We start from the raw sequence: 10,680 nt of genomic DNA, 5'->3' as shown, positions 1-10,680 counted from the left end.
CGCGGTCATAAACACCCTCCTGGCAGCGTCAGCCCCAGAACGATGTCCGCACTGCAGAATCCGCTTCAGACCGCCAAAATGCATTCTGCCAAAGTAGTGCTAGGGGCCAGACTCAGGGTGCTTCCACCCTGCTGCGCATGACAATCAGCCAGCCGACCAGCATCGCCAGAACCACCGCATCGCGCCAGGCGGCCGGTCCGTAACCGACCCAGAACGTTTCCGCAAAGCCGACGGCGGCGGCCCCAAGGCCGCAGATGAGCGGACTGGCATAACCGCCCGCCGCTGAAATCAGCACCACCTTCAGCCCAAAAACCAGACCGGCCCCGAAATCCATGGTGCCGTAATAAAATGTGGCTAGCACACCGGCGATCGCGGCGACCAGACCCGCCGCGCAATAGGACAGCAGAAATATCCTGCCCGCATTCACCCCGCATAAAGCGGCGGCAAAAGCATCGTCCGAGACCGCCTTCCAACGCCTGCCGAAAGCGGAACGGTCAAGATAAAACGACCCTGCGAGAATGAGCAGGCAGAAGGCCGCCGTGTTCAGTATCTGCATCGGTGTCAGGGTCACGGCAAAGCCGCCATCGGCCCAGAAGCGCACCGGCTGAGATAACAGCGGCGGCAGCCATAATTGCCTTGTATCGGCGGCGAGCCTTGCGCTTTCGGTCAGCGCGATCAGCACGCCGACGGAGGCGACGGTCACGGCATTGGGAGAGGCTTGCGCCAGCGGCCGCATCACCGCCCTGCCGACAAAACCCGCCACCCACAGCCCGCCGAACAGGCCTGCCCCCCCCCCCGAGCGCCAATGTTGCCGGCAGAACCAGCCACAGCCGGTTCCAGCCGAAATCCGCAAATAACAGGCAGGTCTGGCCGGCAAAGGCGAATATGGCGCCATAGGTTAAATCGGCGCGTTTGGTCACCGAAAAGGCGACGGCATAACCGAAGGCCAGAACCGCATAAAGCGAGGCGACCGGCACGGCATTCAGCAATTGTTGCAGGAAATAGGCCAAGCGCTTCCTCCCTCGATTATTATAACTGTTAAAACTCATTTTGACAGTTATAATACGCGGCATGACCTTTCGCTGGACAGAACATCGTTTCGCAGGCGGCGCATTGGCGCTGGATGTCGCCAACAGCGTGATCCTGCGCTCGGATGCGGCAAAAACAGTCGACCGTTTTGCCGTGCCGGCGCAGATCGCGGCCTTTGCCGAAGCGGCCACAAAGCTCGGCGCGGAACGTGACAGGTTTCCCACACTCATCGCGCCCGAGGCGGAAAAGCAGGCGGTTTTTCTCGATCTTCGCGAGGCTGTCGACGATTATTTCCGCGCCGCCATTGCCGGCGACGACGATGGTGACGACAGGCTGGCCGGGCTTCTCTTCGCCTGCGGCACGGCGCTGCGGACGTTTCCGCTTGCCGAGAACCTCGGCAACGCCACCGCCCATTCCGCCCTCTCGCTGCTTGCCGGCGAGACACGGGAACGGCTGCGCATCTGTGGCAATTGCGGCTGGCTTTTCATCGACCGCAGCAAGAACAGAAGCCGTATCTGGTGCGATATGGCGGTGTGCGGCAACCGACGGAAGGCCAGCCGGCACTATCATCGGAAAAAGGAGGCGCAAACATGAAAGGAATCGCCCTTCCATTGCTGACGATTGCAGGGATGCTCGCCCTTTCCGGCTGCCAGCGGGACGAACCGCGTGAGGTGGCGAAGATCTCCGGCCGGATGTTTGTGTTTAACTACCGCGTCGCCATCGCCACCTATCTGGTGACGCTTCAGCGCATCGCCCCCGTTCGTGACGGCAGCACCATTGAGGCGACGTTCGAAAACCCGCGCGGTGGTCCAGACCTCGCCAGCCGCGAGAAGATTTTTCCGAAAGACGAAAAGATCACGGTTCAGAGCCCACCCGTGGAATGTGTGAAGCAGGACCGGCCCTATAAGGTCACCATCCGCATCAAGGGGCCGGAAGGCGATATTCTGCAGACCATCGAGACCACGATCCGCTCCGACACTGACCAGTCGCTTCTTCCCGCCAAGCCGCTGGTGGTCGGCCCGCTCTATACGCCCAATCCGGAGGTATTCAAACCGGATGGCACGACGGATATGCGGCCAGTTCAGGGATGCCCGGCATCGTAGGCCAGACGGAATGAATGACGTGAAGACTTTTCCTTTCTCATTCCTGTGCTCGTCACAGGAATCTAGTCAGCCCAAGTCCTTGGGCCGAAAGGACTCCTCTCGCCGCGCAGACGCGCGTTGGCTGGATTCCTGTGACAAGCAAAGGAATGAGAAAGGTGGAATGACTGCGGCTGCAGCCTAGTCCTTTCCCGCCTATCCAAACAAAAAAACGGAGCCTCTCGGCCCCGCTTCTTCGAGTCTTTTCAGCAGCTTCGTGCAATCGCCTGCAACGACGATTCAAGCCGTTGAGATTTTGAATCAGCCGACGATTTCGGTTTCGGCGAACCAGTAGGCGATTTCCTGAGCGGCGGTTTCCGGAGCGTCGGAGCCGTGAACGGAGTTTTCGCCGATGGAGAGCGCGAAGGTCTTGCGGATGGTGCCTTCAGCGGCCTGGGCCGGGTTGGTGGCGCCCATGATCTCGCGGTTCTTCAAGATAGCGTTTTCGCCTTCCAGAACCTGAACGATGGTCGGGCCGGAGGTCATGCCTTCAACGAGTTCGCCGAAGAAGGGACGCTCTTTGTGAACCGCGTAGAAGCCTTCGGCTTCGCGCTTGCTCATCCAGACGCGCTTGGAGGCGACGACGCGCAGGCCGTTGTCTTCAAATACCTTGGTGATCGCGCCCGTCAGGTTACGCTTGGTTGCGTCCGGCTTGATCATCGAAAATGTGCGTTCAATCGCCATATGTCCGTTTCCTTTTCCTTCAGAGAAAGTGGGCGGTCTTTACCCGCCCAAAGGCCCGAAAACAAGGGGGATCGACGAGATTGCGACGATCATGCCAGACATTTCACGCCGCTGTCACACTGCGGCCTCTCGCATCGTAGAGATCGAGACAACCTTCGAACCAGTCCCGCACGGGGTCGTTTTCGGCGAACAAATCCGCCCCGGTGGTAATGCGCGCCCATTGCAGGGCGCCGAAGACGATATAATCCGCAAAGAGAGGCGATGCGCCGCCGATGAAAGGCTGGAAGCTCAGCATACGCCGGATCGGCGCAAGCAATGCCGGGAAGGCTGCGATTTCCGCCTCGCGGTTCGCCACCACATCCTCGAGCGGGCGGCCGAGGGCTTTCGTGCGGCTGTCGCGGAAATAACGGCGGTCCGGCTCGTCCAGCATATTGTGGATATCGAGCACGGCAATACGGACAATGGCCGGGTGAAGCATCGTCTGCGACCAGCTTTCGACGAAACGGGCCATGGCCTTGCCGCCCTCGCCGTTGAACAGCGACGGGCGCTCCGGGTAAGTCTCGTCCAGATAAAGCGCGATCTCAAAACTGTCACTCACCAGCTCGTCACCGTCTCGCAGGATCGGCACGGTCTTCGAAAAACCATCCTCCACCGTCGGGATCACGGTGAAGGGTAAAGGCCGCTCCTCGAAATCCAGCCCCTTATGCGCCAGCGAAAGCACGGTTTTCCAGCAATGGGGAGAAAATGGCCGGGAAGTATCGCTTCCGCATAGCGAATAAAGCGTTCTGGAAGTCGTCATGGGCTGCCCTCTTCTGCAATATCGATAAAACGATATAAGAACGGCCGGGCGATGAAATCAAATCAGGATTTGTCATTCAATCGATCACAAGCGCATGTGATCCGTGAGTCTGTGCGAAGTGAAATTTTTCACTTCGCAGCGCAACAATTTTTCCCTGATTCAATCAATTTTAAAGCGTTGCTTGTAAGAATAACACCATTCAACAATCGGTTATTGCCGGTCTATTCATAATAATCTCTCGGTATTGGGGCTGTCAGTGACGACATCGGCGGGCGATAAAAAACGTGATCAGGCGCGAAGTTCTCTTGTCGTCACCAAAATTACGCAGTTCATCGCCAAGATGAACATTGCGCCTCTGCCGCGCAATTATGAATTGATCTACGAAATATTGTCCGGACACAATCCTGCCATGGGTCGCGACATTCTTGCGCTCGGCAATGCGCCGCAGCAGCATGAAATCGACCTCATCGGCCAGCGGCACAATCTGCCCGGCTTTTCGCGCATCGAAGCCGAACAGATGGCAAGCGAGGCCCTCGATACACTGACGCAGATTTCCGCGCGGCTTGATGCAAGCCTTCGACGCACAGAGACTTTCCTGGCCAGCCTTGAGCAGGATGAGGATGGCGAGCGGTCCGCAGCGGAGCGCTTGGTCGATTTGCTGGGCGACATCCACGAAGAGCAGACGAGCCTTCGGAATTTCATCGCCATGGGACTGGTGAAAATCCGCGAGGTTGAAAGAAACCGGGGCGAGCTTCAGGTCGCCTCGTTGCGCGACGCGCTGACGGCTCTACCAAACCGGGCCGCCTTTCTCGAAAAGCTGGACCTTCTTTTTTCAAAGGACCGGGCTGCATCCGCCACCTCGCTTGTGCTGCTGGATATCGATCATTTCCGGGAGATCAACGGCAAATACGGCTCGTCCGCCGGCAACAAGGCATTACGACGTCTCGCCGCCCTGTTTCGCAAAACCATCAAGAAAGACGATTTCGTCGCCCGTATCGGCGGTGATGAATTCGCATTTCTGTTTGCCGGCGTATCGCAAAACACGGCCGAGGCCATTGCCGAGCGGCTGCGGCAGAGCGTGGAGGCGTTGCGCTTTGCGACCGCTGGCGGCGATGGCGAACATCTGACGGTGTCGATCGGCGTCGCAGAAGTGGATGGCACCGCCACGCCCGCCGAATTTTTCGACCATGCCGAACTCGCGCTGCTTTCGGCCCGCTGCGGCGCACGCAATTGCGTCGTCGGTTATTCGCGGGAGGTGGCGCAGCATAGCCGCAACAGCTATCTGGTGCAGCTCGGCGATTGACCGTTTAATCTCGCGCGATGTGGCGCGGGCGCTCTTGCCTTGGCCAGACAGTTCGGCCAAAACGGCGCCATGATTACGATTACCGATCTTTCCGCCCGCATCGCCGGGCGTCTGCTTCTCGACCATGCCAGCGTGACGCTTCCCGCCGGTGTAAAGGCGGGCCTTGTCGGCCGCAACGGCGCCGGCAAATCCACCCTGTTCCGGGTCATCACCGGCGACTTCTCGGCGGAAAGCGGTTCGGTGACGATCCCGAAGCAGGCGCGCATCGGCCAGGTGGCGCAGGAAGCTCCAGGCACCGAAGACTCGCTGATTTCCATCGTGCTTGCCGCCGACAAGGAGCGCAGCGCGCTTCTGGCGGAGGCGGAAACCGCGACCGATCCGCACCGGATCGCCGAAATCCAGATGCGGCTTGTCGACATCGACGCCCATTCGGCCGAAGCGCGCGCCTCCAGCATTCTTGCCGGCCTCGGTTTCGATCACGAGGCGCAGCTTCGCCCCGCCTCCTCCTTCTCCGGCGGCTGGCGCATGCGCGTTGCGCTCGCCTCCGTGCTGTTTGCCGAACCCGACCTGCTGCTCCTCGATGAGCCGACCAACTATCTCGACCTCGAAGGCACGCTCTGGCTGGAGGATTATATCCGGCGGTATCCACACACTGTCATCATCATCAGCCACGACCGCGATCTTCTCAACAACGCCGTCAATTCCATCGTGCATCTGGACCAGAAGAAGCTGACCTTCTATCGCGGCGGTTACGACCAGTTCGAGCGGCAGAAGGCCGAGGCCGACGAATTGCAGATGAAAGCGAAGGCGAAGAACGACGCCGCGCGCAAGCATCTGCAAAGCTTCATCGATCGTTTTCGTGCCAAGGCCACCAAGGCGCGCCAGGCGCAGAGCCGCATCAAGGCGCTGGAGCGCATGGGCACCGTGGCCGCCGTGATCGAGGATCACGTCCAGCCGATCACATTTCCCGAGCCGGAAAAGCAGCCCGCCTCCCCCATCGTCGCCATCAATGGCGGTGCTGTGGGTTATGAGCCGGGCAAATCGATCCTGAAGCAGCTCAATCTGCGGATCGACAATGACGACCGCATCGCGCTGCTCGGCTCGAACGGCAACGGTAAATCCACCTTCGCGAAATTCATCTCCGGCCGGCTTGCCCCCCAGGCGGGCGATCTTCGCTTTGCTCCCGGGCTTAAGATCGGTTTCTTCGCGCAGCACCAGCTGGATGACCTCGTGCCGGATGAAACGCCGGTCGAACATGTGCGCAAACTGATGCCGCTGGCGCCCGAAGCGCAGGTGCGCGCCCGTGTCGCCCAGATGGGGCTTGCGACGGAGAAAATGGCGACGGCGGCGAAGGACTTGTCCGGGGGCGAAAAAGCCCGCCTGCTGATGGGGCTTGCGGCCTTCCATGCGCCGAACCTGCTGATCCTCGACGAACCGACCAACCACCTCGACATTGACAGCCGTCGGGCGCTGATCGAGGCGCTGAACGATTATAGCGGCGCAGTCATCCTCATCTCGCACGACCGCCACCTGATCGAGGCGACGGTCGACCGGCTGTGGCTGGTGGCCGACGGCACGGTCAAGACCTTCGAAGGCGACATGGAGGAATATCGCGATATCGTCGTTTCCTCTGGCAGGAAGAAGGAAGACAAGACCGACGCCGTCCCCGATCAGGCATCCAAGGCCGATCAACGCAAGGCCAACGCGGAAAAGCGCGCCCAGCTCGCGCCGCTCAAGAAAAAGATCAATGAAATCGAATCCCTGACGGCAAAGCTTGAGAAAGTGATTCAGTCGCTCGACAAGGAGCTGGCGGACCCGGCCCTTTATGAAAAGGCCCCTGCGAAGGCTGCCCAGAAAGTGAAGGAACGTGGTGAGGCGGCTGCAAAGCTCTCCGATGCGGAAGAGCAATGGCTGCTGCTTTCCAGCGAATATGAGGATGCGATGGCGGGCTGACGAGGCCGGGTTTGCAGTGCATCCCCTCTCCGTCCGGCGACCTCCAAGGAAGCCGCCGAACCTATTGTCGATCTTACTTCGCGTCGATCGTATTGAGGCCTTCACGCGCGCATTCGACAGCGTTTGCGCCGTTGCGACCGAAGGAGTTTCTCAGCACAGACCGGGAAAACATTCAATGCAGCGGTCGCCGAATTCACCCCTGACCGCCATTGGCCTTCGCGCTAAGCGCAAGCCCTGCGCGGCTGCAATCGCGCAAGCGGTACGGCTGGGGAATAAAGATAACCCTGCCCGAAGCGAATGCCCATCTGCATGAGGAGCCGGCTCTGTTCCTCGGTTTCTATGCCTTCCGTCACCAGCTTCGCACCATAGCGCTCGGCGCTCTCGAAAGCGAGCGCGATGGCCTCCCTGAACCGCGACTGGTCGAGCCTCGACGTCATCCAGTGATCGATCTTCACCTCTTCGAATGGGAACCGCGCGAGCAAAGTGAGTGCGGCATAACCGGTGCCGAAATCATCGAGCGCCAGCCGGACGCCCGCGGCAATCAGCGTGTCGAAATTCTGCTGTACGACGTCAGTGGTCGGTATTCTGCTCATCTCCGTCACTTCGATTGAGAGGCGATGCGCCGGCACCGCCATTTCGTGCAGCAGCGCCACGACCCGGTCTGCGAAATGCGCGCTCGCAAAAGACGATGCGGAGATATTCACCGCCAGATGAAAATCCGCCTCAAGGCCCTGCAGGTCTCGAAGGTCACGCACGACGGCTTCTATCGTCGACCATTCGAATTCCACCAGCAGCCGATGGCGTTCGGCGATCTCCAACACATAATAAGGCGATAGCGCCTGCCCCCGCGCATCGACCGCGCGCAGGAGCGCTTCAGCGCCGATCATGCGGCGATTGCGCAGTTCGAATTTCGGCTGATAACAAATGGGCGGCGTGCCGGATTTGATCCAGTTGACCAGCATCTGCCGCACCGCCTCGTCCCGTGTCGCTTTCTCGGCAAAGGAGAAGGGGAAAATCTGCACCGGATGATCGCTTCCCTTTAGCGCGAGGCTGAGGTGCCGGAGGAACGAGGCCGTGTTCTGCCGGGAAAGCCTGTCCAGATTCGCCGCACCGATTTTGAGATGCGGCACCGGCCCCGCCTCAGCCAAGCGGCAAAACGTGCTCAACCCGTCATGCAGATGCATCATGAGTTTTGTACTTTCGGACTTCTCCAGCGAAATCCCCCGCATGACGACCGCAAGCGTCGTATCGCCGAACATGAAGCTGCACGGCGTATCGGAGCTGCATAGCAGGCCGTCCTCCCTGTCGCAGATTTCACGCGCCAGCCTCGGCCAGAAAAGATCGCTCCAGTCCTCGCCCGCGCAGGCGGCGACATCGGCAATATTGACGATCTCGATCAGAATGAGGGCATGCGAAACCGCCGGCTCCTGCCGCATCATCGCTTCTATATGGTCCCTTAGGGCGCGCCTGTTGGGCAGGCCGGTCAACGAATCCGTGCGTGCCGCCGTTTCGCGTTGCCTTGTCTCTTCCCGTGCCCGCGCCTCGTTGCGCAGAAGGATGAACAGGCAGAAGAACATCGGCAGACCGACGGCGACGGCGCCCAAGGTTCGGCGGCCTACGACACTTAAATACAGCGCCTGATCGATCAGACCAAGCGCGAACGAGACCGAGACGGCAAGCAGCACCGCAATGAACCTCACCGCGAAGACGGTGAGGATATCCCGAATTCCCAGATCGGCGAGGCGGCGCTTGCGCATCCAGCCATACATGATGATGCCGCTGGCCGAAATGACGACCATGTCCTGCAGGGCCGCAAAAAACAGCACGGGACCACCGAACATGAGACGCCCCGCCGCCACGAAGGACAGGCTGATCAGCCCGCCCTGCCAGGAACCAAGCACCCCCGCCAGAAACAGCAGTTCGGAGCGGATATAGGGTTTGGAGGGCAGCTTGATGAATTCGGACACCAGCAGCGTCAGCAGAAAGCCCGCCATTCCAAAGATGACGCCGTAATAGATTTTATAGCGCGGGTCCTCGAGGGCTATATTTCGCCGCACGAGAATAAGCACAGACACCATGCCAATCACGGCGGCAGCCTGAAGCAGCAGGAATGGAAGCTCGGCAGCCGATGCTGCCGCTTGTGCGGCGATCAATTCCATCATCTGCGTTCCCCGGTTATATTTTGTTCTGGCGCCCGCATTCCGGCACCTGGCCTTCACAAATCCTGCTTCTGGCAGCGCAGACTTTACAACACATCGCCAGACCTTCGCCGCCCTATCCCGACATCGCGGATTCGACGTCGTAAATCTCCGCTGGCTCGACAATCGCTCCAATATTCCCGGAGGCGAGTACCAGCCGATCGCGGCCTTGACGCTTCGCCTCGTAAAGCGCCACATCGGCCCGGTTCACCATCTCGTATATGATTTCCCTGCCGTCACCGGAAACGGCAATGCCGAGGCTGACCGTTACGATCTCTCGTCCGTCGGGGCGGTTAAGATGGGGTATGGCCTCGTCGATCACGGCCAATCTGAGCCTTTCGCCAATGGCGAGCGCGGCGGAAACAACGCAATTATCGAGCAGAACCACAAATTCCTCGCCACCGTAACGCGCGACAAAACTTCTGTCGCCATCGTCCCTACAAAGGGCGTTGCGCAGTCTGCCGGCGACCCTGCGCAGGCAGTCGTCGCCGGCCACATGCCCCTCTGAGTCATTATATTTCTTGAAATAATCGACATCGAGAAGGATGAGCGCCCGGGGCCGGCCGCTGCCGCCCGAGGCGTGGCTCGCCGCTTCGTCAAAGCTGCGGCGGTTGCGAATGCCGGTGAGCTGGTCGGTATTGGAAAGCTGCTGAAGCTCGTGATTTGCCCTCTGGATCCTCTGCAGCAAAGTCTTTTCACGCAGCGAGGCCAGATAATCCCGCCTTTCCACCTGTTCGATACGATAGGCCGCAAACAGCGAGACGGCGCTGATGCCGACGGAACACATGATCGCCGGCAGCTTGGCCACCTCACTCGTCACGGTGACATATTCCATGCCGACGATGAAAACCGCCATGCAGCCGACCGTTCCCATGACCGCAACCGGAAACGGTTTTCGGTGTATCGTGTTCATATAGAGGACAACGGTGACGATACCCATGTAATATTCGCTCGCCGACGAGGTCCGAGCATTGGCGTAGATGAACATGATCGATGCGACGACCAACATGCAGCCCAGCCCGTGAAGGACCTCATGCGCCACCGCATCCGCCCGCTCCCTGAGCGCATAGTATCGTGCCGGAAAATAAAGAAAAAGAAGCGGCGTGATGATAAGCAGACGGACCGTCAGATCCAGCCAGATGATATCCGGCACCAGACTTAGGTCCACAAACACGTAGAGATTGTAAAGGATGACACCGAAAATCAATCCATATGTATTGAATTTCCGACTGCTTTCGTTGACTTTCCGAAGAAAGCCAGACAAACGATCATCTTCAAACAAAAACACAAAACACCTGCTTCGTAAAATATATTCAACTGAAATATAAAATTATTACGGATAATTGCATAATACATCGGAGAAAATTAACACTATAACTATCAAAATTCAAAAACAACACTCAATAATCCAGAAAAATATTTGAAACAATCGAATATTAATTGATCTGCGGATACACACGCCGAAACTTGTTGCGATATTACGGCTTGAAAAAAGACGCGCCGCATGGAAACGATCACCTTGCTCCTTGGAGCGTTTCTGCTAGAAACTTGTAAAAATCACACTTTATCCCACGC

Annotated in this window: 8 protein-coding genes and 1 pseudogene; 4 read left to right on the top strand and 5 right to left on the bottom strand. The window is 58.8% G+C overall.

What is annotated here, in order from left to right; genetic code table 11:
• Positions 1-112 precede the first annotated feature (112 nt).
• Positions 113-1,010, bottom strand: a pseudogene (locus PL597_RS19880) (branched-chain amino acid ABC transporter permease).
• A gap of 61 nt (positions 1,011-1,071) precedes the next feature.
• Here PL597_RS19880 and PL597_RS19875 point away from each other — a divergent pair.
• A complete protein-coding gene (locus PL597_RS19875) occupies positions 1,072-1,623 on the top strand; it encodes a CGNR zinc finger domain-containing protein (protein ID WP_077982553.1) in 552 nt (183 codons plus the stop codon).
• Complete coding sequence (locus tag PL597_RS19870) at positions 1,620-2,132, top strand: hypothetical protein (RefSeq protein WP_137410063.1); 513 nt, start codon at positions 1,620-1,622, stop codon at positions 2,130-2,132. The genes PL597_RS19875 and PL597_RS19870 overlap by 4 nt, the downstream gene beginning before the upstream one ends.
• Positions 2,133-2,429: 297 nt before the next feature.
• On the opposite strand, the gene ndk is transcribed toward PL597_RS19870, so the two are convergent.
• Positions 2,430-2,852, bottom strand: coding sequence for a nucleoside-diphosphate kinase (gene ndk / locus PL597_RS19865; protein ID WP_003496769.1), 423 nt, complete (start codon positions 2,850-2,852; stop codon positions 2,430-2,432).
• 103 nt (positions 2,853-2,955) lie between these two features.
• A complete protein-coding gene (locus tag PL597_RS19860) occupies positions 2,956-3,651 on the bottom strand; it encodes a glutathione S-transferase family protein (protein WP_137410061.1) in 696 nt (231 codons plus the stop codon).
• Positions 3,652-3,907: 256 nt separating this feature from the next.
• On the opposite strand from PL597_RS19860, the gene PL597_RS19855 reads away from it, so the two are divergent.
• Both PL597_RS19855 and PL597_RS19850 read left to right on the top strand, forming a co-directional pair.
• Positions 3,908-4,954: a GGDEF domain-containing protein gene (locus PL597_RS19855; protein WP_173988634.1), complete on the top strand. Its 1,047-nt coding sequence runs from the start codon at positions 3,908-3,910 to the stop codon at positions 4,952-4,954.
• A gap of 69 nt (positions 4,955-5,023) precedes the next feature.
• Positions 5,024-6,907, top strand: a complete 1,884-nt coding sequence (locus tag PL597_RS19850) for an ABC-F family ATP-binding cassette domain-containing protein (RefSeq protein WP_271366069.1) — start codon at positions 5,024-5,026, stop codon at positions 6,905-6,907.
• Positions 6,908-7,128: 221 nt separating this feature from the next.
• Here PL597_RS19850 and PL597_RS19845 read toward each other — a convergent pair whose 3' ends face one another.
• A complete protein-coding gene (locus PL597_RS19845; RefSeq protein WP_269834440.1) occupies positions 7,129-9,069 on the bottom strand; it encodes an EAL domain-containing protein in 1,941 nt (646 codons plus the stop codon).
• 112 nt (positions 9,070-9,181) lie between these two features.
• The gene (locus PL597_RS19840; protein WP_269834439.1) at positions 9,182-10,258 is read right to left on the bottom strand and encodes a GGDEF domain-containing protein; all 1,077 of its coding nucleotides are present in this window, start codon (positions 10,256-10,258) and stop codon (positions 9,182-9,184) included.
• Positions 10,259-10,680: the final 422 nt, after the last annotated feature.

Origin of the sequence: Agrobacterium sp. ST15.13.013, from assembly GCF_027956525.1 — a bacterium.
GTDB lineage: Bacteria > Pseudomonadota > Alphaproteobacteria > Rhizobiales > Rhizobiaceae > Agrobacterium > Agrobacterium salinitolerans.
The sequence above is the reverse complement of the archived record's forward strand: the minus strand, read 5'-3'. Positions and strand labels throughout refer to the sequence as shown.